This window comes from Neobacillus sp. 114, from assembly GCF_030127045.1.
Taxonomy (GTDB): Bacteria; Bacillota; Bacilli; order Bacillales; family Cytobacillaceae; genus Neobacillus; species Neobacillus rhizophilus.
Genome location: NZ_CP126144.1, coordinates 274,690 through 300,000, shown reverse-complemented (window position 1 = coordinate 300,000; position 25,311 = coordinate 274,690). Strand labels below are relative to the sequence as shown.

Here is a 25,311-nt window from a genome sequence, read left to right as displayed (position 1 = left end):
CATTCTACAAAAGGCACGCCATCACCCATGAACGGGCTCTGACTACTTGTAGGCACACGGTTTCAGGATCTCTTTCACTCCCCTTCCGGGGTGCTTTTCACCTTTCCCTCACGGTACTGGTTCACTATCGGTCACTAGGGAGTATTTAGCCTTGGGAGATGGTCCTCCCTGCTTCCGACCGGATTTCACGTGTCCGGCCGTACTCAGGATCCACTCAGGAGGGAACGAAGTTTCGACTACAGGGCTTTTACCTTCTATGGCCGGCCTTTCCAGACCGCTTCATCTACCCCGTTCCTTTGTAACTCCATGTTGAGTGTCCTACAACCCCGAAAGGCAAGCCTTTCGGTTTGGGCTGTTCCCGTTTCGCTCGCCGCTACTCAGGGAATCGCGTTTGCTTTCTCTTCCTCCGGGTACTTAGATGTTTCAGTTCCCCGGGTCTGCCTTCAATACCCTATGTATTCAGGTAAAGATACTGTTCCATTACGAACAGTGGGTTTCCCCATTCGGAAATCTCCGGATCGGCGCTTACTTACAGCTCCCCGAAGCATATCGGTGTTAGTCCCGTCCTTCATCGGCTCCTAGTGCCAAGGCATTCACCGTGCGCCCTTTCTAACTTAACCTAAAAGGTATTACTTACTCTTAAAAATAAGAGAGAAAAACTAAAATGGCGATTACTCGGTTCTTACTTGGTTACTTCTTCTTTTACGATTAACTAGTTTTCAAGGAACAAGGCTACTGACTTCAATCACATCATGATTAAACATCAGAGCGTTACTTCTTGCAGCCTTGCGACGAGCTGAGGATTCACTTCCTCGAGTTACTGCGGCGCAGGAGCAAAAAAATAAGGTTTTGAGAGATAATTCCCTCAAAACTAAACAAACAAGAAACAGTCAACTTCTTATCAGTCCATAAGGACTGCATTATCCTTAGAAAGGAGGTGATCCAGCCGCACCTTCCGATACGGCTACCTTGTTACGACTTCACCCCAATCATCTGTCCCACCTTAGGCGGCTGGCTCCTTACGGTTACCCCACCGACTTCGGGTGTTACAAACTCTCGTGGTGTGACGGGCGGTGTGTACAAGGCCCGGGAACGTATTCACCGCGGCATGCTGATCCGCGATTACTAGCGATTCCGGCTTCATGCAGGCGAGTTGCAGCCTGCAATCCGAACTGAGAATGGTTTTATGGGATTGGCTCCACCTCGCGGCTTCGCTGCCCTTTGTACCATCCATTGTAGCACGTGTGTAGCCCAGGTCATAAGGGGCATGATGATTTGACGTCATCCCCACCTTCCTCCGGTTTGTCACCGGCAGTCACCTTAGAGTGCCCAACTGAATGCTGGCAACTAAGATCAAGGGTTGCGCTCGTTGCGGGACTTAACCCAACATCTCACGACACGAGCTGACGACAACCATGCACCACCTGTCACTCTGTCCCCCGAAGGGGAAATTCCTATCTCTAGGAGTGTCAGAGGATGTCAAGACCTGGTAAGGTTCTTCGCGTTGCTTCGAATTAAACCACATGCTCCACCGCTTGTGCGGGCCCCCGTCAATTCCTTTGAGTTTCAGCCTTGCGGCCGTACTCCCCAGGCGGAGTGCTTAATGCGTTAGCTGCAGCACTAAAGGGCGGAAACCCTCTAACACTTAGCACTCATCGTTTACGGCGTGGACTACCAGGGTATCTAATCCTGTTTGCTCCCCACGCTTTCGCGCCTCAGCGTCAGTTACAGACCAGAAAGCCGCCTTCGCCACTGGTGTTCCTCCACATCTCTACGCATTTCACCGCTACACGTGGAATTCCGCTTTCCTCTTCTGCACTCAAGTCCCCCAGTTTCCAATGACCCTCCACGGTTGAGCCGTGGGCTTTCACATCAGACTTAAAGGACCGCCTGCGCGCGCTTTACGCCCAATAATTCCGGACAACGCTTGCCACCTACGTATTACCGCGGCTGCTGGCACGTAGTTAGCCGTGGCTTTCTGGTCAGGTACCGTCAAGGTACCGGCAGTTACTCCGATACTTGTTCTTCCCTGACAACAGAGCTTTACGACCCGAAGGCCTTCATCGCTCACGCGGCGTTGCTCCATCAGACTTTCGTCCATTGTGGAAGATTCCCTACTGCTGCCTCCCGTAGGAGTCTGGGCCGTGTCTCAGTCCCAGTGTGGCCGATCACCCTCTCAGGTCGGCTACGCATCGTCGCCTTGGTGAGCCGTTACCTCACCAACTAGCTAATGCGCCGCGGGCCCATCTGTAAGTGTCAGCCGAAACCGACTTTCAACCTTCCCTCATGTGAGGGAAGAAATTATCCGGTATTAGCTCCGGTTTCCCGAAGTTATCCCAGTCTTACAGGCAGGTTGCCCACGTGTTACTCACCCGTCCGCCGCTAATCACCGGGAGCAAGCTCCCAGTGATTCGCTCGACTTGCATGTATTAGGCACGCCGCCAGCGTTCGTCCTGAGCCAGGATCAAACTCTCCAATAAAGTTGAGTTGATTAGCTCGAAAATGTTACGTTGGCTTCGTTTCAAACGAAACGAATATTATTGTTTGTTGACGTTTTTGTTTGTTTAGTTTTCAAAGAACTATTTTTTTAAAATCACTTCATCAGAAGCAACTCTATTAATATATCACATCGTTTTCTCAAAGTCAATAACTTTTTTGAAGTATCCACTATCAAATTGTTGTTAATTCGCCAGTAACGACTGCTTTAATATACTATCACCCTGGATTAAATTCGTCAACACATTATAAAGATTTTTTTCAAAAAAAATAACCGGCCCTTATAAAGAGCCGGCAACTTAATACATTACTTTGTTATTTTAATAATGCCTTCTTGCTTAATGTCTACAAGCCCTTGCTTTTCAATAACTACCTTTTCACCCTCAGTTAAGTTGGTAAAGACAATCGGTGTAATCGTTGATTTGGCATGCTCTTTAATATAGGAAATATCAAACTTTAACAGCGGCTGGCCTTTTGTAACACGGTCATTTTCAGACACCAATGTTTCAAAGCCTTCACCCTTCAGGTTAACTGTGTCGATACCTACGTGAACAAGAATTTCACGGCCGTTATCAGAAAGAATGCCTAAGGCGTGCTTTGTTGGGAACAGGTTAACAATTTTACCGTCAACAGGAGATACAACCATGCCTTCCTCAGGAACAATCGCAAAGCCATCACCCATCATTTTACCTGCAAATACTTGATCAGGCACTTCAGTGATTGGTTTGATTTCTCCTTTAATAGGAGAAACAAATACATCTTCCCCTTTATGCTCTGATTGAAGCGCCTCTGGATTTATTTCTTCAATTTGCTGTTCTACACCTTTTTCTGGCGCAACTACAGCAGTGGTGCGTGGACGCTTTCCTTCCATTATATCTTTCATTTGTCCCTTTATGGTTTCAGATCGCGGTCCAAAAATGGCCTGGATATTATTCCCTACCTCAAGAACACCAGCTGCCCCAAGCTTTTTCAATTCATTTTTATCCACTTGTTTAATATCGTTAACAGATACACGGAGACGGGTAATACACGCGTCTAAATGGGCAATGTTTTGCTTGCCGCCCATCGCATCAAGGATATTCCCAGCTAAATCACCAGAGCCCGCCTTGCCGGTTGGCGCCTGATTTTCTTCTTCCTCCAATTCCCGGCCAGGTGTTTTTAAATTAAATTTGCGAATAGCGAAGCGGAATCCAAAGTAATAAATCACAGCAAACACAAGACCGACCGGAATCACAAGCCAAGCATGTGTTTGCGGGTTAATTAAACCAAACAGAATGTAGTCAATTAAACCGCCAGAGAAGGTCATCCCGATTTTTACATCTAATAGGTGCATCACCATGAAAGAAAGACCTGCAAAAATCGCATGAATTCCAAATAAAACCGGTGCTACGAAAAGAAATGAGAATTCAATAGGTTCAGTAATACCTGTTAAAAATGATGTTAAGGCTGCAGATGCCATTAATCCACCAACCATCACTTTCTTTTCAGACCTCGCTTCATGATAAATAGCTAATGCAGCAGCCGGAAGACCGAACATCATGAATGGGAATTTACCAGTCATAAATGTACCAGCTGTCAGGTTTTTCACATGGTCAGAAATCTGAGCCATAAAGATCCGTTGGTCACCATGAACCACCTGGCCTGCTTTTGTTGTATAACTGCCAAATTCATACCAGAATGGCGAATAGAAAATGTGATGCAAACCAAAAGGAATTAACGAACGTTCAATAACCCCGAAAATAAATGCAGCTAATGTTCTATTGGCATCAACCATGTTTGTTGAGAATGAATTCAAGCCATGCTGGATTGGCGGCCAGATGACTAACATGATCAAACCTAAAACGATGGCTGTTCCTGCCGTAATAATCGGCACAAACCGTTTTCCGGCAAAGAACCCTAAATAGGAAGGTAATTCAATTTCATAGAACTTATTATATAAAGCTGAGGCGATAATACCGACGATAATACCGCCAAATACACCTGTTTGAAGAGTTGGGATTCCCAGGACACTAACATAGCTTGTACCATTAATATCCTTCGTATCAATCCCTAAAACAGTGCCCATTGTGACGTTCATAATTAAATAACCAATAATAGCAGCAAGTCCAGCTGTTCCTTCCCCACCAGCTAATCCTACAGCAACCCCGACCGCAAATAAGAGCGGTAAGTTACCAAAGACAATATCCCCGGCGTTTTTCATTACATTCGCAACCATTCTGACACCTTCGTTATCTAAGAAAGGTGCCAAATCTAATAATGCCGGGTTAACTAAAGCCGCACCTAACGCCAGCAAGATCCCTGCAGCCGGCAGTAATGCAACCGGTAACATTAATGCTTTACCGACTTTTTGTAAGACGCCAAAAGCTCTCTTAAACATATTTAAACCTCCTGAAATTGTATTCTAGCTCATTAAATGAATGCTTTTTATAAAAAGACGCAAAAAAGGCATGAGCAAAAGACCAATTGAATGAAGATATGGGTATAGAGTTCCCATACGTCCTCATTTCAATCAATTTTTTACTCATGCCTGATCGAATCAGTAACACGTAAATCGATGACTATTTAAATTTATTTTGCAGCCGCTGCAAATGCATCGTCAGATAGACAGCCTCTGCATCGAACACTTTCATTTTTAAAGCTTGCTGCATTACCTTAATGAGCTTCCATGCAAGATTATAGCACACCGGATATTCATTCTTCAATAGGGAAGCGATTTTTTCTGGCTCTTCCACTTTTTCCCCATTTCTGACACGTTCTATCGTAAAACGAAGATGGCGGACCAGCCTCATATAATCAATGCTTTCCTTATCAATTTCAACCAGTAACTGCTCTTCCACCATATCCACCAATCTGCTGATCAACTGGGAATGCTGATTAACCTCAGAAAGATTCTTATTAGTTATGGCACTGTGGATGTGGAGAGCAATAAAACCAATTTCCCCCACTGTGAGTTCAATACCGGTTCTATCTTTAATCAATTTCACGACTTCCTTTGCCACCTCATATTCATGACGATAGAGCGCTTTCGTTTCGACCAAAAATGGATTGCTCATTTCCATCCCTTGTGAGACACGAGTTAGCGCAAACATTAAGTGGTCGGTTAAAGCAACATGAATATGTTCATTTAACTCTGAACGAGTACGCTGCTTTATTAGGCCAATGGCGGAAATGATTACTTCATGAACATTTTGGTCAATAAAAGGAAGAAGTTTAATATAGTTTTCCTGCTCTTTTCCATTTTTAAGAACAAATAGCTTTTCAACTTTTTCCGTATCAATAAAATCGCCCCGTTTACGGTTAAAGCCAATGCCTTTGCCGATAATGACAACTTCCTTGTAGGCAGGGTGCTCAGCAATCAATACATTATTATTTAAAGCCTTATTTATTTGAAGTTTTGCCATACCCTTTGATCCTCATTTCAAATAAAACAATTAGTATTATCATACTAAAAGAGCCCCATCAGGAAGTCAACGACAATTTCATGACATCAATATCTTTGACCAGTATGGTGCCTGAAGATAGAAAAAAAGGAGCTGTATAATTAATCGCAGCTCCTTTTTCAAGACTATTTTAAGAAAATAAAATATAGAACAAAGATAACAAAGAACAAGTACATAATCGGATGAATTTCTTTCGATCTGCCTTTTACCAGCATTGTAATCGGATAGAAGATGAAACCGATCGCGATTCCAGTTGCGATACTGTAGGAAAGCGGCATTGCAATAATGGTTAAAAACGCCGGAACGGCAATTTCAAACTTAGTCCAGTCAATTTTTCCTAAAGAAGAAACCATCAGTACCCCAACAATAATTAATGCAGGAGCAGTAACCGGTGCTGTAATGACTGATAATACCGGGAAGAAGAACAATGATAAAAGAAATAATGCAGCAGTTACCAGTGACGCAAATCCTGTTCTGGCACCAGCAGCAACCCCCGCTGTTGATTCGATATACGAGGTGGTAGTCGATGTTCCAAGAACAGCACCAACGGTTGAAGCAACAGAGTCAGAAACCAAGGCTCTTCCTGCATTAGGAAGTTTTCCGTCCTTCATTAATCCTGCCTGACCGGCAACCGCAACAAGTGTCCCCGCGTTATCAAAGAAATCCACAAACAAGAAGGTAAGGATAATACCCAGCATAGCTGTTGTATAAAACGAACTGTCTCCAAAGGAAGAAAACGCAGCACCAAAGGTAGGTGAGATACTTGGTACATGACCAATAACTTTGTCAGGAATTTTAATTTCGCCAAAAATCATTCCTACGATTACCGTGATGATCATTCCGTAGAATACAGCACCACTAATTCCTCTTGTCATCATGATAACTGTTACTAAGATACCAAAAATCGCCAGTAATGTCCCTGGGGCTGACAAATCTCCTAAACCAACAAGTGTTGCATCGTTGTTCACGATAATTCCAGCACTTTGTAATCCGACAAAGGTAATAAATAAGCCGATACCAGCACCAACAGCATGTTTCAATTCAATTGGAATGGCATTAATAATTTTCTCCCGAAGACCTGTCAGCGTCAGTAAAAAGAAGAATACGCCCGAAATGAATACAGCACCCAAAGCATGCTGCCAAGGAATTCCGCTTCCCAGCACCACTGTATAAGCGAAGAAAGCATTTAATCCCATCCCCGGTGCTAACGCAAGCGGATATTTACCGAGTAGACCCATAATAATAGAACCTAATGCAGATGCTAATGCTGTAGCTACAAACACTGCTCCATAATCCATTCTCATTGCATCAGGAAGATCTTTAACTGATGCAAGTGACAACGTTAATGGGTTTACAACCAAAATATAAGCCATTGCTAAAAACGTAGTCAGTCCGCCCATAAATTCGCGGCGGTAATTTGTGCCTACTTTTTCGAACTCAAAATACTTATGCATTCTTTTCTCCCCCTGTTTTTCCTTTATTTTATGCAAAAAAACGTTCCGGCATTCTACCGGAACGTTGACTCTTGGCAGGTGAAAACAGAGAAAAGAATAAAAATGCCTCTCTATTAAACACTGCCTCGTAGTCAAGCCATTTACGGTGGCTCGGTAGAAACTTTTGGGCCATATCCCCAATATTATACGACGCAATTCGACAATATCTTCATTTGACATTTTTATTTTAACAGCGTTTTTTATGTTTGTAAACAACAAAAACGAACGATACTAAAAATTTTTTTGAGTATCGTTCGTTTTTTACCTTACTTTTATTCCCATTCAATTGTTGCAGGCGGTTTGCTGGTAATGTCATAGACAACGCGGTTGATGTGCGGAACCTCGTTTACGATTCTTGTCGAAATGACTTCAAGGACATCCCACGGAATCCGTGCCCAGTCGGAGGTCATCCCGTCAATCGAAGTGACCGCGCGAATCCCGATTGTATAATCATACGTACGGGTATCTCCCATGACACCAACGCTGCGGATATCCGGAAGCACGGTAAAATACTGCCAAATATCGCGGTCAAGCCCGGCTTTTTTAATTTCCTCACGGAGAATCCAATCCGATTCGCGGACAATTTCCAATTTATCCTCCGATATTTCACCAAGGACACGAATGCCAAGGCCCGGTCCCGGGAACGGCTGTCTCCAGACAATCTCATCCGGAATTCCAAGCTCGGTACCTAACGCACGTACCTCATCTTTAAATAAAGTGTTTAATGGTTCGATTAATTTAAATTGCATGTCCTCAGGAAGCCCGCCGACATTATGGTGGGATTTAATTGTTTGTGCTGTGGCTGTACCACTTTCGATTATATCGGTATAAAGGGTTCCCTGTGCTAAAAATTCAATGCCTTCAAGTTTGGCTGATTCATCATCGAACACATAAATAAATTCATTGCCGATAATTTTCCGTTTTTTCTCAGGGTCAGAAACACCTGCTAACTTTGATAAGAAACGGTCTTTAGCATCAACCTTGATAACATTCATATGGAAACCTTCAGTGAAAGTCTTCATAACGCTGTCTGCTTCGTTTTTCCTTAATAAGCCGTGGTCGACAAAAATACAGGTTAACTGGTCGCCAATAGCTTTATGAATTAATACGGCTACAACCGAAGAGTCTACCCCGCCGCTAAGCGCGCAAAGAACTTTTTTATCTCCGACAGTTGCGCGGATTTTTTCCATTTCCATTTCAATGAAGTTCTCCATTGACCAATCGCCGCTGCAGTCGCAAACGTTGAATACGAAATTCTTCAAAAGGTCATTTCCGTAAACTGAATGGCGCACTTCCGGATGAAACTGAACTGCATAAAGTCTTCTGTCAGCATCGCTCATCGATGTAATCGGACAGGACGGGCTTGTTGCATCAATAGTAAACCCTGCCGGTGCTTCTACAACAAGGTCACCATGGCTCATCCAGACAACCTGCTCTTCCGGCAGACCGTCAAATAGAGCTGATTGGTTCTCTACCTTCATTGTAGCTTTTCCATATTCACGATGCTTCGCTTGTTCAACCTTGCCGTTAAAATGAACAGTCATTAACTGCATTCCGTAGCAAATGCCAAGAATCGGCAGACCCATTTCAAAAATTTCTTCGTCACAGCGGAAGGAATTTTCATCATACACGCTATTCGGGCCACCGGAAAAAATGATTCCCTTCGGATTCATCTTGCGGATTTCTTCTGCTGTAATTGTATGCGGATGAAGTTCGCTGTAGATACCAAATTCGCGAATTCGGCGTGTGATTAATTGATTATACTGACTTCCAAAGTCTAACACGACAATCATATCTTGCTTTCCAGACAAAATGCCCACCCCTATTTTTATAAAAGTTAGTTTAGTTTTCCCGTTTTCTCACAAATAATAAAAAAACTAGAATTCCCGCCCATAAGAAAAAGGAAGGCAGAATTCTAGTTTTCTCGTAAAAGATTATACTTAACCAATTCTGCCTTCATAGTCAGGCCATTTACGGCAGCCCGGTAGAGACTCTCGAACCTATTATCGAGGATATATGAAGGTTATCACCTATTAAATTACACCATATTGTATCAATAGGTTGATTTTTTGGTCAAGCGATTGTCTTTTTAATTAAATTTTCCCACAATTCCCGCGTTTCCTTCCAGCTTCCCTCGGGCAGGTTTTGATTGTATATGTACTGCTCATAGCGGTGCGTTAAGCGCGTCATTTCCCTCGTCGAGAAGAACGTGTCGATATAGCGGGCATAGTTACGAAGTGTTTGATTTTCCTTACGTTTTAACCCGTAACGGTCGAGCTGACTTAGTAAAATCAAGTAGGCTGCACCGATGGTTTCATCCTTTTTCCTAAAACGGTACCGCAGCATGACGAGATACGGGAACCATTTGCCGCGAATTCGATACAAAAGCGCAATAACAGCAGCAGCAAGCATGCCGCCAAACACAATCCATTTCCACTCATTTTTGAAGAACAACTGGATATTTCTCCAGATATCCCTGATATCAAAGGAGTTATCTTTCTTTACATTTGCTGTTTCTTCGAGCGGCTTCTTTTCCGGTTTTTTAACAGGTGCAGGCGCAGGTGTTTGCGTATTTGTGGAAGTCTGCCCTGATGTAAAGTCTATGTTAATACTGTTTGAGAACCCTTTTGTCGGTTCAAAGGGAATCCAGCCTTGAGTCGGGATAAATACCTCTACCCAGGAATGAGCATTATTATTAGTGATTGTGTAAAGCTCTTTCGTTTCGTCATCCCGGCTGTATTCCAGGAACTCTCCTCCCGTAAATCCCTTTACCCAGCGGGTTGGAATGCCAATCGAGCGGAGCATGACGGCCATTGAACTGGAAAAATTATCGCAGTACCCTGTTTTCGTATCGAATAAAAATTGGTCCACATAATCGTCTTTTCCCCCCGGGATAGCGACATTTTTCTGGTCATAGGTGTATTCTGTATTTCCAAAATACCGCTCCACTGCCCTGGCTTTGTCGAACCAATTCGTTTCGGAAGCGGTGACCTCTTCTGTTAATTGTTTGATTCTTGGCGGCAGCTCTTCCGGAATCTGGGTATACCTTTTGTAAAACTCCGCGTTCATCACTGCCGGGTCATAGCCGGTCGTTTTTCTTAAATCTACAGCTTGGTATTTAGGAACTTTAAAATCAACCGTATAATCCACATTGCCGATATTTCTGATTTTCTCCGTATTTGTATCAATTTGAATTGGGTATTGTTCAGGCAGATTTGGTTGGAAATCAATGAACTTTTGAATTCCTGCCGGATAAGCAACATAAGAAACAAACTCCCCAGCCAAATTGACTTTAGCTGTTTCATTGGTTGTTTCCACATTACTTGGTATAGATAATACCGGCACTAAATCAGACTGTCTAAAATCAATGGTTGTCGACCCCGATGCAAGCCAGCCCTTACCGGTATACACATCCTTCGTTTCAACCTTCCAATAGTTTTTGCCATTCGACTCAACCGTAAAAACAGTGGTATCATCCCCAATAAACGGACCGCCCAATCGGGAGTCATTCGCCCCGTAGCCAATCCGGCTGATACCGCCGATGCCGTCACTGCCACCCTTGTTACCCGCCGCTTTTAAATACGGAACCGGGTCGGGCCAAATAGGCGCCGCCTTCGGAGCGGCAATTCCAACAATCACACTAAAGGCAACCATAATAACAAGCGGCACCATCCATTTTTTTATAAAAGCGGAGTTGCTGTTGCTATTTTCTCTTCGGTTGATGCGGAAAAACGTCAGCATGCCCATGACGGCAAAACCGGCCGCCACAGTACGGACGATGGCAATTTTGGCATCATAGACAGTAAATGTATCAAGAACCGTGATATATATTATCGTCATAAAGAAAAAGATAAAGATCCGCTGCTGTCGCAGGAGCCAATAATGGATAAGATAGACCATGATCCACATCAAGATAAAAAACAGCAGGGTACGGAATTCATTCGATAGTTCATTCCAGTTCCTAGCCACAATGGACCATAAGTTATTAATTACATCCTCAGAAAAAGAACCTAACCATCCGGAGTGAAAAAATCCCCCCTTGTAATGGAACCGATTAATCGAAAAAAGAACGAAAACAATCTTAATCAGCCATTGCCAAAACCATTTCATTTGCAGATAGGACAAGGCAAACGCAATAATCAAAAAAACAATAAACGTTTCGATATGGTCCGTATCTGTTAATTGTTCTACCGGCCTAAGCCACTCCCAAAGCAGTAAAAATCCAAAGGTATATAAAAGAAAGGTTGGGAAATCTCTTTTCATTAATATAACGTCACCTCCGAGAAGGCAGATGCGAATTGACCGTCATGAACCAATATCACACGGACGCCGCGGGCGTTTGCAACTACAATGAGCGAGCGTTCATTGTCGTCAGGCACTTCATGTTCAGCTTTGATGAGGAAAAGGGTAATCGCCCCTTTTCTTTGGCCAAGAAAGCTGGCTTTTTCAATCAAAGGCTTGGTTAACTGGGCCGTTACGAGCATGAATGAAACGGTTTGCTGAATAAATAGGCCATCTGCTTCAATGACCTTTTCTAGCGGTAAAAAGCTTTTTGCTTCGATTTTTGCGAGATGATAGAAAAGCTGCTGCATCTGCTGTTCCCCGCCTCTGATTGGAAACGAGGCTCGTTCCTTGCTGATGGTAAGAAGACCGGTTTGCGCCCCTTTTTTCAAAACAGCCCTTAGTAAGGTGGCCGTGAACGAAACTACTGCTTCAAAGCGTTTATCCGGTACGCAGTCCATCACCACAAATACATCATGAGACTGCCTCTGTTCAAACTCTTTTGTCATAATCTCATTCCGCTTGGCGGTTGCCTTCCAGTTAATCCAAGAAAATCGGTCGCCCGGCTGATAGTCCCTGACGCCGACCGCCATGGTCGTATCGCGCTGGACCCGTTCTCGGGATGCTGTCAAACCTTGATCATACTGATGCTCAAACGGACGGTAGAGGAGCTCGGCATAGGCCGGGTAGACAATGACTTTCCCTTCAGCTGGGTGTGTTTTTTCCTTTTCAAATAAGCCGAGCGGGTCGCCAGTCCTTAGGGTGAAGGATTGAAAAAAATGCTCGCCGCGCGGCAGTTTATCGATGGTATATTCATAGGTAAACTCTTTTTTAAACCCGGGAAACAAGATGGCCTTCGTGGAGCTGGCTTTATCGGCATATTCTAATGATTGGTCCAGGTTATCTTGGATGATTAAATAAAATAACGGAAAGCCTTTCGACCTTCTTATCTGGACGGTTACTTTTAACGGTTCCCCGGCATTGTAGTCCGTTTTGGACAGAACCCTTTTGACTTCCAGTTCGTTCAAAGAATAGAAGGAAAGTGCAACGCAATAAACCGCAAACGGCAGGAAGCTGTAAAACAGAAACCAGCTGACAAATCCCCCTTGGAACATTGCATAGGAGAAGGTCAGGAAGATCAAGAAAAATAACAGGATAAATTTCCAAGCCCTTTTGGTGAATTTCCTTAGTTTTTTCATATTATTTCACAAGCCTTTGGACAGGAACAGGAACTCTGTTAACCACCCGATTCACCACTTCCTCCGAGGTGATCCCTTCAAATTTCGCTTCTGACTTTAAAATAATCCGGTGCGACAGGACGTATGGCGCTAAATATTGAATATCATCTGGCAGCACATAGTCACGTCCAAAAATAAAGGCATAGGCTTGCGCAGCTTTCATCAGGGCAATGGATCCCCTTGGGCTTGCGCCGAGGTAAACACTTCCATACCCTCTTGTCCGGTTAACGATATCCACGATATAGCGCTTGATCGTATCATCAACGAACACTTCCTTGACTTCTTGTTGCAGGGCGCGCAGGCCCTCCAGATCAATAACAGGCTGAAGGTCCTCGATTGGCGGCACCTTTTGCGCCCGGTTCAAAACCTCAATTTCTTCATGGATGTCGGGGTAGCCCATTTTCATTTTTAATAAAAAACGGTCGAGCTGTGCTTCCGGAAGCGGATATGTACCTTCATATTCTATTGGGTTTTGCGTAGCCATGACGAAAAACGGCTTTTGGAGTTTATGGGTTACGCCGTCAATCGTGACACTTGCTTCCTCCATGCCTTCGAGTAGTGCAGACTGTGTCTTGGGCGAAGTCCGGTTAATCTCATCGGCGAGGATAATATTGCCCATCAACGGACCCGGTCGGAATTGAAATTCCATTTCCTTCGGATTGTAAATGGACACGCCGGTTACATCTGATGGCAGCAGGTCTGGGGTGAACTGGATTCTCCGGAAGTTGGCATTGACTGATTTAGCTAAGGCACGGACCATCATCGTTTTTCCAACACCTGGCACGTCTTCAAGCAGAACATGGCCTCCTGCCAGCAGCGCGACAAGGCTTAGTTCCGCGACATTTCTTTTTCCAATCATAACCTTTTCAATGTTCGCGAGAATTTTATCTATTGTGGGATTCAATTGTTCATGGGCCAAGGCTTACTCCTCCTTATTCAAAAAACCAAATAATTACATTCCATCTATGTATTCGATTTTTTCTTGAAAAATTCCTGTAAAAAAGACACAGATATTTCAACTATTAGACGGATGATAAGGAGGAAATGTTTCTTACTTTTTTGTTAAATTGTAAATGTACGTTTTAACAAGTTTATACACATAACTCTGGCCTGCTGTTTCTGTATCGGGGTTGTATTTTTCACCGTTTACAATGTTATTAGTGACAATTCGAATCCCCAAGAAAGGGACTTGGAAGCTTTCTGCAACTTGGGCTGCTGATGCTGCTTCCATTTCTTCCACAGAGGTGCCGAATAGGCTGTTCAGCCAATTGATTCGGTCCACTTCGTTATTCCATACATCCGCTGAACCGATCGTACCTTCGACAACTTTTCCTTTGTGATACTGGTTCCTTATTTTCATAGCCTCCGCTAACAACGCCTTATCTCCTTCGAAATATCGGATTTGCCCCGCCTTCACCTCTTCCTCACTTTCCTCTGAAGCGGTTAAGTCCATAGGCATCCACGTTGTCGGGGCAATCCCTTGATTTTTTCCTCTTATTTCTGTTTTGAACGAGCCGATATTGGTCACTCTTTTTCCGACGACAATATCAAAAACATGTATATCGGGAACATGGCCGCCTGATGTACCTTGATTAATAATAGCAATTGGGTGATATTTGACGAGGGCAATGGCCGTAGCCGCCGCGGCATTTTCCATTCCTTTCCCTGTTTTTGAAACGATAACCGGATAGCGGTTGATTTCGCCTTTATAAAAAACAAACGATCCATACTTTTCTTTTTTAACTTTTTCTAATCCCCGAATTAACTGGTCAACCTCGACCGGCATGGCCCCTTGGATAACTATCGGCCTTTGTGCTGATTTTGCGTTTACCTCTGTTTCAAACATTAAAAAGAAGCTTAATACTATTAAGGCTGCTGGGATTATTTTCTTAGCAATCACAATTTGCATCTCCCTTTCATAAAATTCCTCCAATCAATCTAACAAAAAGACTACCTCCTTATTATCAGGAAGTAGTCTCTGATTTAGCCGAAATATATTTGTTCAGGCAGATTCATAACAAGAATGCTCAACTTTTTACTTTCGGCGAATAACCGGAAGTATTATATGGGATGGATAGTCTTCCTCGTGATAAATTATTTGCATGGCAGGTCTTGATTCCAGATCTGTCAGCATTGTTCCACCATTATTCATATTTACATCAAATCTTGGGAAATTGCTCGAAGAAACTTCAACCCTAATTCTATGTCCAGGCATAAAAACATTACTCGTTGCCCACAGGTCAATCTCATAGGCTTTTACCTCATTACCGATTCGCTTGTAAACATCGCTTGCCCGTACGATTCCATCCGTTAAATTGTAGGCGGTCCCGTTAGGCAGTACATCCACTAATTTGGCGGTGAAATCGGTATCAACCCCATCCGTTTTAGCATATAAAACCACTTTAATCGGTCCTGTGACCTCTAGCTCATCCTCTAAAACTTGACTTGTAAAAACGAGGACATCTTCCCGTTCCTCAACTGCACGCTGATCAGCAGGCCCAGTTAATGCCCCCGTGTGAAGTAACGTCCCGCCCCCTGTTGTCGGAACCGGGTATTTGGGATTGAAAATAAACTGGTCAAAGGGTTCGCTTTTGGGAGGTTCGGTAGAAAGCTGCCCATTGCCAAATCTAGTATTAGCAACACCTTCACTATGAAAATAGTAAGGAATATGCGTGGTGTCAGGTAATGGCCAAACCTCCTCTTCACGCCACACGTTTTCTCCCATCACAAAAATCTTAACTGGTTTCTCAGAAAGAAGGCACGTATCGACCCCTTTCAGCCACTGATCAAACCAGCGAAGGTGAAGATTCGTTAGGTCTTCTTTGTAGTTAATCCAGTTTTCTGAAGCATGCAGCCCAAATCTGCGTTCCCCGATGGAAAAACCAAAGTTTCCGTGGGCCCATGGGCCAATCATTAACATTTGAGTTTGATTTGAGCTCTGTTTCAACTTTACAAAGTTAGCAATTGAAGGTCCTAAGAAACAATCGTACCAACCAGCAAGATGGTAAGCTGGCACGTTTATTTTCTTCAATTTTTCTTCTGTCAATGAAACTTGTTTCCAAGCATCATCGTCGGGTTTCCATTCAGCCATTTCGAAAAAATAGCTTAAGATGTCCAAATTTTTTAACGGCGGCCATTCCCTCAATGGTACAGCTGTATACCAATCTTCAACCGTGTCGATATACTCAGCCAATTCTCGCATCTTTTCTTCATATTCTGCTAGGTTCACATATTTTCGTTTAAGCTCATCGCCAGCAATAGACTCAAGTGCCCATGAAATATTCAGGCCTAACTCATAAACCCCATTTCGAAAAAAGCCGCCATCTCTAATATCACTTAAAGTTTGTGCCGGAAAGATGGCTTTTAAATGGGGTGGATTTTCGGCTGCAGCAAGCAATTGTGTATAACCGTAATACGACAAACCAAACATCCCGACGTTTCCATCAGAATATGGCAGTCCCGCTGTCCATTCAACCGCATCATAGCCATCATTTCCTTCGTGTTTAAAAGGATAAAAGTCCCCTTCCGAAGAAAATCGTCCTCTTACATCCTGAATAATCACTACATAGCCATTTTCCACTAAACGGTGCGTGTCCAAATAACGATGAGAATAATATCGTTCATTTTTGTTATAGGGCAAACGTGTAAGTAAAACAGGATATTGATTCCCATCGTTCGGCCTGTAAACATCAGCATATAAAATGGTGCCATCTCTTAACGTACAGGGGACATTTTTTTCAACTAAAATTTGCATTGAGGCCATTTCAATTTTTCTCCTTTTCCCTCTCTATTTTTAGGAGTTGATATCGTTTATTAATGGTTCTTGCATCGAATATAACCTGCTTGCCATACCACTAACGGTAAGCATGGCAACCAACAGTTAAGGAGCCAATCGCGGGAATGATGGTTAGTAAAGCAATCCATTTCTGCACAGGGTTAAATTCCTGCCTTTTCGGAGTGGTGATTGATTTGCTGTATAACAAAAGTTCGAAGAGGTTAATTTCGAAAAATTCGATATATAATATTTATAATAATCAGAAAATTTGGTTGACACTTTGAGAAACTATGCCTCTCCTAATATGAATGTTCATTATTAGGAGAGGTTGTTATTTTTTATAATGCCCTTTTTTCAAGAGTTTCTGTATTTCTAGCTTTTTTGTTACTTGGTGTCTGAACTAATTCACCTTTGAGCCCTTTGAAGGTTGAATAACACATGACCAACATTAAAATGGCCAGCGGGATGGATGTTGCGACAAGCGCTGATTGCAGTCCCTTTAAGCCGCCAGTTAAAATTAGAACAGCAGAAACCGCAGCAATGACGACACCCCAAATGATTTTAGTAATTTGAGTAGGATTGGGATTACCGTTTTCACTGATCATTCCCAATACAAAAATAGCTGAATCCGCAGATGTAATAAAGAAAATAATCACGAGTACCATTGCCAAGACAGATAAGAACGAACTCATTGGGAAGAAATCAAAAAACTTAAATAAGGCAGATGTTACATCTGAAGAAACAGCTTCAGCAATTGCTGTTTTACCATGATTTTGAATTAAGTCGAGTGCCGAACCACCCATAACAGCAAACCATAAGAAGGACCCGAGTACCGGGATGAAGACAGCACCCATCATAAATTCCTTAATGGTCCTTCCTTTAGAAATCCTCGCAACAAAACTTCCTACAAGCGGAGCCCATGCAATCCACCAGCCAAAGTAGAACAGCGTCCAACTGCCAATCCATTCACCCTTCCCGGCATTATACGGCTCCATGCGAAAGGACATGCCGATAAAGTTTTGGGCATAATCCCCAATTCCTTGCAAAAAGATTTTTAAGATGGATTGTGTAGGTCCAAGAATCAACATAAATCCTAATAAAGCAAATGCTAGAAGCATATTAAGATTAGATAAGTGTTTAATGCCGGCCTGCAGTCCAGAAACTGATGATGAAAGATAGAGAATCGTTGTAACAGCAATGATGATAACCTGAATATAAAAACCTACCGGAATACCCCAAAGATAATGCATCCCGCTGTTTACTTGCAATGTTCCAAAACCTAGGGAAGTAGCAATTCCAATAACAATTGATAAAGTTACAATAATATCAATGAATTTACCGAAAGAGCCCTTAATCTTGTCACCAACTAATGGATAAAAAACAGAACTTAAAGATGATGGCAATTTCTTTCTAAACTGGAAAAACGCTAAAGAAACACCTACAACTGCATAGCATGCCCACGCGGAAACTCCCCAGTGTAGATAAACAATTTGCATAGCCAGCTTTGCCGACTGCTCAGAAGATGCTTTTCCAAACGGAGGATCAATATAATAGGAGACAGGTTCAGCAACACCCCAAAAGACAAGGCTGATACCAATTGATGCACTGAAAAGCATGGCAATCCATGTGGCCGTTTTATATTCCGGACGATCGGAATCATCACCTAATCGGATATGACCAAATTTTGAAATGGCAATATACATACAAAATGCAAAGAAAACAAACACACTTCCAAGAATAAACCAGCCTAAGTTGTTATAAATAAAGCTTAATGATGAATTAGAGAAGTTCTCCAATTGTTTTGGAGCAAAAATACCAACACTGATTAGCAACAGACTTAGAACTAAAGAAATATGAAAAACAGCTTTCTTGCTGCTCATCTGAACACCCCTTCATGTACAAAAAAAGTTTAATGTGTAAGCGATTACGATTTCTAATAATAAAAAAGGATGATGCAAATAATCGAAAATTCAAATAAATAAATCAATAAAACCGTCTTTATGTGTTTGAGTTTCGACTCTATTAACTATAACGAACTATAGGACGAGGCGGGACCGGATCCATATGTAGTTCCCGCCTTCGTACCTTGCATTTAAAGATTATTTTACCATTACCGATAATCCTAGTAAGCTAACAATACCTTCCACCCGGTCCCCGACTTCAGATGTTGAGGCGGTCCCCTTCATATCTGGTGTTAAAGTCTTACCTTCCACAAGTAGTTCCTCGATGGCATCAAGAACCAATTTTCCATAGTTCTCATAACCTAAATGGTCAAGCAACTGGCTTGCTGACCAAATGGTCGCTAACGGATTGGCTAATCCCTTTCCGGCAATATCCGGCGCAGAGCCGTGAATTGGCTCAAACATAGAAGGATAGGCTCTTTCCGGATTAATGTTCGCACCGGCAGCTAGTCCAATTCCGCCAGCTAAAGCGGCACCTAAATCTGTTAAAATATCACCAAATAAATTCGAAGTAACCACTACTTCAAACCGTTTCGGGTCGGTTATCATCAGCATCGCAGCTGCATCAACGAGATAGGAGGCCGTTTTCACATCCGGGTAGTCTTTGCTGACTTCCTCAAATACTTGATCCCAGAAAACCATGGAATAGTTTAAGGCATTGCCCTTACTGATACTAGTTAGAGATTTGCCTTCTTTTCTTGCTGTTTCAAATGCGTAGCGGATCACCCGTTCAGTGCCTTTGCGGGAAAATACTCCGGTTTGCAGCACGACTTCATTTTCTTGGCCCTTAAATAACCAATCGCCAGCCCCGGCATACTCTCCCTCACTGTTTTCACGGATAAACAGCATATCCACATCTTTCCGATTAATATCTTTCAAACGACATGGTGCGCCATTGATTAACTTAATTGGACGGATATTGATGTATTGGTCAAAACTTTTTCTGATTTTCAACAATAAGTCCCATAAGGAAATATGGTCAGGTACACCCGGAAATCCGACTGCACCTAGAAAAATGGCGTCAAAGCCCTTGAGCTTTTCGATTCCATCCTCATCCATCATGACGCCGTGTTTAGAATAGTACTCACAGCCCCATGGAAAATATGTGTACTCGAACTTTAGGCTGCCATCTATCTCTGCAATTTTATTTAAAACCTTTATTCCTTCCTGCAATACCTCGGGGCCGATTCCATCCCCGGGTATTACAGCAATTTTATATGTGCTCATTATTTGTCTCCTCGGTTCCAAACAACTAATTTCAATTCTGTCATTTCCTCAACTGCATATTTGATCCCTTCGCGACCAGTTCCGCTTTCCTTCACACCGCCATATGGCATATGGTCTACCCGGAAAGTCGGAATGTCGTTAATCATCACAGCCCCGACTTCTAGCGTTTCGCTTGCAAGCAAAGCCTTATCAACATTTTTTGTATAAACCCCGGCCTGCAGCCCGTATCTTGAATCATTTACATATTCAATTGCTTCTTCAACGGAACCTACCTTATTCACAATCACAACCGGAGCAAATACTTCCTGGCAGGACACCTTTTGCTTCGGATCGACATTGGTAATAATGGTCGGCTCTAAAACTCCATCTTCTGTAAGATTACCGCCAGCTGCTATCTTTGCGCCATTTTGCTTCGCTTCTTCAATCCAGGCTGCCGCGCGCTCTGTTTCTTTTTTGGAAATTAACGCGGATATATACGTATCAGGGTTTAACGGGTCACCTATTTTTAATAGTTTTGCCGCCTCCGCAAACTTTTCAACAAATTGATCGTACACATCTTCATGGGCATACACCCGCTGTAAGGAAATGCATACTTGGCCTTGGTTGGAGAAAGCCCCCATCACACAGCGGTCGATAATTTGGTCAATATTTGTATCTTTATCTAAAATAACTGCCGCATTAGAGCCAAGTTCTAAAGTCGTTCTTTTCAATCCCGCCTTGTTGCGAATCGCAATTCCAACTGCCGGGCTGCCGGTAAATGTAATCATCGCTACTCTGTCATCGCGGATGATTGCTTCCCCTACAACCGAACCAGAACCCGTTACCACATTTAATACACCGTCCGGAAGGCCTGCCTCTTTGAAAAGCTCTGCAATGTAAAGAGCGGATAATGGTGTTTGCGAAGCCGGCTTTAACACGATGGAATTGCCTGATGCAATCGCTGGCCCTACCTTATGGGCCACTAGATTCATAGGGAAGTTGAACGGCGTAATCGCACCGATCACCCCAATCGGCTTCCGGAGAGTATAACCGATTCTTCCTACTCCACCAGGAGAAGCGTCAAAAGGAAGGGTTTCCCCATGAATTCTTTTTGCCTCTTCCGCCGCGAATTTATAGGTTTCGATTGTTCTTGAAACCTCTCCTCTTGCAAAAGAAATCGGCTTAGCAGACTCTTTTGAAATAACTTCCGCCGCTTGGTCTAACCTTTCTTCCAAGAGTTTTACGACATTTTCCAAAATGGCTGCCCGCTGATAGGACGGCGTTTTGGAAATTACTTGAAATCCGGCTTGAGCTGATTTTATCGCGTCCTTTGTCAGTTTTTCATCTGCCATCGCAATCTCAGCAATCAGTTCTCCAGAATATGGGGAGTAAAGAGGGGCATATTCTGCCGCCTCTACGTCTGCTCCATTAATAAACAAATGCTTTTTCTTAGCTGCTGCCACCTTACTCATCGTCCTAACGCCTCCAATACCATGTCGTGGAATTGTACAATTGCCTTTTCGGAGGAAGAATAAACTCCTTGGTTAAAGGCACGGGATCGAAATCCAATCTGCTCCAACTCTACTAACTCCACATCTTCTTGTCTTACTTGCTCCGCAAATGTTACAAGATCCTGTTCTTCTTGGGATAAATTCTCATCCCTGAAATAGTAAGTATATACTCCTAAAGTTGTTTCGTGGTCAATCGGAACCATTTGAATGGTTGCCATATTGGCAGGTCCTGGATAGATAGTTACCATTAGGTTTGGCCATAACCAGTAGAACTCCCCGCCTTGGAATTCTGCTTCATTTAAGTCTGTTGTACCCATTGTTTTATCCGGTTTAACCACTGATGCTTGAACGGAATAGTTTTGGCAAGTAACAATTTGGTAGTTTTTCATATCAAGAGTTGCTACAAAGCTAGGGTGTGCAACATGGCAGTGGTCACACTCTAAATAGTTGTCGATAAACGCTTTCCAGTTTGCTTTAATCACACGGGTTTTTTGGTTAATTCTCTTAAGTTCCCCTAAGAATGGGAACTTTGCTAGACGATCGAAGAAATCGCCGTACACTTCAGCTAAAGGTGAAGCATTATCATCAAGATTAACGAAAATGAGTCCCTCTCCAATTTCCATTCTTACAGATCGTAAGCAGCGGTCGCTGACACAATGGGCATCTTCCCCAGTGAAGTTTGGTGCCTTATTCAACTGTCCATCTAAATGGAATGTCCAACCGTGGTAGCCGCAGGCAAAAATTTTCTTCGTTCCAGCGTCTTCTTTTTCAAGTTTTGTTGCACGGTGGGGGCAGACATTGTAGAATGCACGGATCACTTCGTCTTTGCCGCGGGTAACAAGAATTGGCTCGCCTGCAACTTCACAGGTAAAGAACTGGCCGACTTTCTCAACTTGGCTTACATGACCGACTAGCTGCCATGACTTAGCGAACACATCATTCATTTCCTGCTGATACACCTTTGGGTCTGTGTATAAATCATAAGTTAATGTTCTTTCATAGACTTTATTCGACTTGTTTACTACTGGATTATAAGTTGCCATACCAATTCTCTCCTTTTATTCTTAAAAATTTTTTATTAACAAGATAAATTGCTATGAATCTTCTAGATAACTAGATTGAGTCAGAATCAATTCATCTTACTTGTTCCTAATAAACGGTTGAATACAAATAAACCGTTTACAAAGGAACGAATATTTTGTTAAATTGAATTAGTGTGATTTAAATCACTTATCTTTTATTAATGCAAGTATCGTGCCAATTATTAAAAACGCGTTATAATTAGGAAAAGTGTCAATTTTCATTCACTTCTCGTGTTAAAATAGAGTCGTTTTCAACTCACTTGAATTACAATCAACTCAAACCGAGTAGGGAGCTGTCCTCCTATGTTAGATAATATACAAATACCCGAAATAACAGGTGAAACATTAAGAAAGATCTTAGACCATTCTTCTGATGAAATATTTGTTATTGACCGGGATCAAAGGATTATTTTTGTTAATAGTGTTTGCGAAAAGCATTATGGTTTAAAGCCGGAGGATGTGGTTGGAAAACAAAATGCGGAATTATTTGAAATGGGGTATTGGAAGCCCTCGATTGTACCTTTGGTTTTTAAGGAAAAAAAGCCAGTTACTATCAGGCAATCCACCTATATTGGGGCTGAGCTATTAACGACGGCAGTTCCCATATTAAACGAGGAAAATGAAATCGAACTAATTGTCACTACCTCACAAGAGATGCAAACGTTTAAGCAGATTAAAAAAGAAAGAGAAAATTACCCAGCAGAATCTCCTCACTCCACTCCAATCACGAATTGTCAAAAAATGAAGGACATTCTGAAGGTCTGTGAAAAAATCGCGAAGGTAGATTCAACCATATTAATTCAGGGGGAATCCGGAACAGGAAAGGGCGTACTGGCTCAGTACATTCATGACATAAGCAAGCGGAAAAACAAAACATTTCTGAAGCTTAATTGTGCAGCCCTGCCTGAAGACCTGCTCGAATCAGAACTTTTCGGTTATGCCGAAGGAGCATTTACCGGTGCCAGCAAGCACGGCAAAAAGGGGCTTCTGGAGATAGCGGATCAAGGGACACTGTTTCTCGACGAAATCGGTGAACTGCCTTTATCCTTGCAGGCAAAATTATTGCAGGTCATCCAGGAAAAACAGTACCTTCCAATTGGCGGATACGAAATGAAAAAGGTGGATGTCCGGATAATCGCCGCGACAAACCGTGATTTAGTCGAAATGGTGGGGAACAAAGTTTTTCGCGAGGATTTATTTTACCGTCTGAATATTATCGATATCCACCTTCCCCCGTTAAGAGAACGCAGAGAAGACATTATACCGCTGACCTATAATTTTTTATATAAGTTTAATAAAAAGTATGAAATGAATAAGATTATCTCTCAAGAATGCTTGGATATCTTTCATGAGTACTCTTGGCCGGGAAACATCCGGCAACTTGAAAATGTGATGGAAAGGCTCGTTGTCACCAGCGACTCGACCATCCAGAGGTGCGACCTGCCTGAGCTCATCACACAAAACATCCAGCCGCATACTCAGTACGGCCTCCCGGCAAGGCTTGACGATGCCATTGAACATGTCAAAAAAACGTTAGTGGGCCAGTCTTATAAAAAAAATAAGAGTTCTAGAAAAGTTGCGAAGGATTTAAACATCAGCCAAACTCGGGCGGTAAAGCTAATCAGCCAGTATTGCGGGGAAGTCGAAGAGTAGATTTGGATGAATGGATAATAGAAATATAGCCAAAAAAGGCCAAGGGGGTTTCCCTTGGTCTTTTATTATAGGTATGGAGGGCACGTTGGAATGAACAAAATTTTTAAATAGTAAAAATATTATCCCTATTGTGATAAAATATTTACATTGATTGTTTAGGAGGTAAACCAATGAAAAGAAATAAGTTAGTTGTAGTAGGAGTGGGCCATGTCGGCTCTTATGTTCTGGCAGATGCCATGAAATTAGGATTATTTGCGGAAATTGCAGTCATTGATATCGATAAGGATGTTGCTTTTGGCGAAGCGCTTGACCAAGCGCATGCAACCGCTCTTACCTATATGTCGAACACATCGGTCCGTGCCGGGGACTATTCCGAATGTGCCGATGCAGATGTGATTATCTGCGCTGCCGGCCCGAGCATGCTAAAAAGCGAAGATGATAAGATGCCGGACAGAGCCCAATTAGCCGCGGTCAACGCCGAAGTCATTCGTGAAGTCATGACGGGAATTACGAAATATACAAAAGACGCCATCATTATTTTGATCACAAATCCATTAGATACCATGGTCTACATAGCAGAAAATGAATTTGGCTATCCGAAAGGACGGGTATTTGGAACCGGCACGATGCTTGATTCTGCCCGCCTTCGTAAAATCATTGCCGACAATTATGGCATCGATCCAAAAAGCGTGACAGGATATATGATGGGCGAACACGGCCATACAGCGTTCCCAGTATTAAGTCGCTTAAATGTGCAAGGCTTTGGCGAAAAAGAATTAGACCAAGTCTTTCAAGGAAAAGAGCCATTAAGCCGGGAGCGAGTTAAGCAGCAGGTAGTAAAGGCAGCCTTTGATGTGTTAAATGGTAAAGGGTGGACCAATGCTGGTGTTGCCCAGGCCGCAGTTACACTAGCTAAGGCTGTTTTGCTGGATGAACGCAGTGTTTATCCTGTGTGCACTACCTTACACGGACAATACGGCTACGACGGTGATGTTGCCTTAAGTATGCCATGCATCGTCGGCAGAAATGGTGTAGAGCAGCAATTGGAAATTTCAATTGATTCTCAAGAAATGGAATGGCTGCATCAATCTGCGGAGTATATTAAAGAAGCGATGAAGGTGGCAAAGACAGGTAAAATCCATCATTCACTCTAAAAACATAAAAAACCACTTCCC

At 42.8% G+C, this 25,311-nt stretch carries 15 protein-coding genes, 2 rRNA genes and 2 riboswitches (1 of these 19 only partly in view); of the genes, 2 read left to right on the top strand and 15 right to left on the bottom strand.

From position 1 onward, the window contains the following. The 15 genes from QNN06_RS01545 to QNN06_RS01475 form a co-directional block, all read right to left on the bottom strand. Positions 1–620: ribosomal RNA gene (locus tag QNN06_RS01545) — 23S ribosomal RNA — on the bottom strand (it extends 2,315 nt beyond the left edge of the window). A gap of 310 nt (positions 621–930) precedes the next feature. Beyond that, a 16S ribosomal RNA gene (locus QNN06_RS01540) occupies positions 931–2,480 on the bottom strand. Together the 16S and 23S rRNA genes form the textbook arrangement of a ribosomal RNA operon. A gap of 323 nt (positions 2,481–2,803) precedes the next feature. After that, positions 2,804–4,873 carry a glucose-specific PTS transporter subunit IIBC gene (gene ptsG, locus QNN06_RS01535; RefSeq protein ID WP_284036807.1) on the bottom strand — a complete coding sequence of 690 codons (2,070 nt, stop codon included), beginning with the start codon at positions 4,871–4,873 and terminating at the stop codon, positions 2,804–2,806. Between the two features lie 181 nt (positions 4,874–5,054). Then, positions 5,055–5,897 carry a glucose PTS transporter transcription antiterminator GlcT gene (gene glcT, locus QNN06_RS01530; RefSeq protein ID WP_284036806.1) on the bottom strand — a complete coding sequence of 281 codons (843 nt, stop codon included), beginning with the start codon at positions 5,895–5,897 and terminating at the stop codon, positions 5,055–5,057. Positions 5,898–6,061: 164 nt separating this feature from the next. Next, on the bottom strand, positions 6,062–7,390 hold the full coding sequence (locus QNN06_RS01525; protein ID WP_213121171.1) for an NCS2 family permease: 1,329 nt from the start codon (positions 7,388–7,390) through the stop codon (positions 6,062–6,064). 108 nt (positions 7,391–7,498) lie between these two features. Beyond that, positions 7,499–7,600, bottom strand: a riboswitch (purine riboswitch). Between the two features lie 101 nt (positions 7,601–7,701). Further along, complete coding sequence (gene guaA / locus QNN06_RS01520) at positions 7,702–9,222, bottom strand: glutamine-hydrolyzing GMP synthase (RefSeq protein ID WP_217037468.1); 1,521 nt, start codon at positions 9,220–9,222, stop codon at positions 7,702–7,704. Positions 9,223–9,368: 146 nt separating this feature from the next. After that, a riboswitch (purine riboswitch) is annotated at positions 9,369–9,469 on the bottom strand. Between the two features lie 33 nt (positions 9,470–9,502). Beyond that, positions 9,503–11,692, bottom strand: a complete 2,190-nt coding sequence (locus QNN06_RS01515) for a transglutaminase TgpA family protein (protein ID WP_284036805.1) — start codon at positions 11,690–11,692, stop codon at positions 9,503–9,505. Continuing rightward, a complete protein-coding gene (locus QNN06_RS01510) occupies positions 11,692–12,909 on the bottom strand; it encodes a DUF58 domain-containing protein (protein WP_213121173.1) in 1,218 nt (405 codons plus the stop codon). Before QNN06_RS01510 ends, QNN06_RS01515 begins: the two co-directional genes overlap by 1 nt. Before the next feature lies 1 nt (position 12,910). Beyond that, positions 12,911–13,867 (bottom strand): AAA family ATPase, encoded by a 957-nt coding sequence (locus QNN06_RS01505; protein ID WP_213121174.1) that lies wholly within the window; start codon positions 13,865–13,867, stop codon positions 12,911–12,913. A 132-nt stretch (positions 13,868–13,999) separates the two neighbouring features. Then, positions 14,000–14,857, bottom strand: coding sequence for a 5'-methylthioadenosine/S-adenosylhomocysteine nucleosidase (locus QNN06_RS01500; protein WP_481819236.1), 858 nt, complete (start codon positions 14,855–14,857; stop codon positions 14,000–14,002). A 126-nt stretch (positions 14,858–14,983) separates the two neighbouring features. Further along, on the bottom strand, positions 14,984–16,711 hold the full coding sequence (locus tag QNN06_RS01495; RefSeq protein WP_284036804.1) for a CocE/NonD family hydrolase: 1,728 nt from the start codon (positions 16,709–16,711) through the stop codon (positions 14,984–14,986). 350 nt (positions 16,712–17,061) lie between these two features. Further along, complete coding sequence (locus tag QNN06_RS01490) at positions 17,062–18,603, bottom strand: BCCT family transporter (protein WP_213121176.1); 1,542 nt, start codon at positions 18,601–18,603, stop codon at positions 17,062–17,064. 219 nt (positions 18,604–18,822) lie between these two features. Then, on the bottom strand, positions 18,823–19,911 hold the full coding sequence (locus QNN06_RS01485) for a tartrate dehydrogenase (RefSeq protein WP_284036803.1): 1,089 nt from the start codon (positions 19,909–19,911) through the stop codon (positions 18,823–18,825). Next, on the bottom strand, positions 19,911–21,362 hold the full coding sequence (locus tag QNN06_RS01480) for an aldehyde dehydrogenase family protein (protein ID WP_284036802.1): 1,452 nt from the start codon (positions 21,360–21,362) through the stop codon (positions 19,911–19,913). Before QNN06_RS01480 ends, QNN06_RS01485 begins: the two co-directional genes overlap by 1 nt. After that, entirely contained in the window at positions 21,359–22,444 is a 1,086-nt protein-coding gene (locus QNN06_RS01475) for an aromatic ring-hydroxylating oxygenase subunit alpha (RefSeq protein WP_213121178.1), read from the bottom strand. The genes QNN06_RS01480 and QNN06_RS01475 overlap by 4 nt, the downstream gene beginning before the upstream one ends. A 342-nt stretch (positions 22,445–22,786) precedes the next feature. On the opposite strand from QNN06_RS01475, the gene QNN06_RS01470 reads away from it, so the two are divergent. Continuing rightward, entirely contained in the window at positions 22,787–24,136 is a 1,350-nt protein-coding gene (locus tag QNN06_RS01470; RefSeq protein WP_284036801.1) for a sigma-54 interaction domain-containing protein, read from the top strand. Positions 24,137–24,306: 170 nt separating this feature from the next. Beyond that, the gene (locus QNN06_RS01465; RefSeq protein WP_284036800.1) at positions 24,307–25,290 is read left to right on the top strand and encodes an L-lactate dehydrogenase; all 984 of its coding nucleotides are present in this window, start codon (positions 24,307–24,309) and stop codon (positions 25,288–25,290) included. The last annotated feature ends 21 nt before the right edge of the window (positions 25,291–25,311 follow it).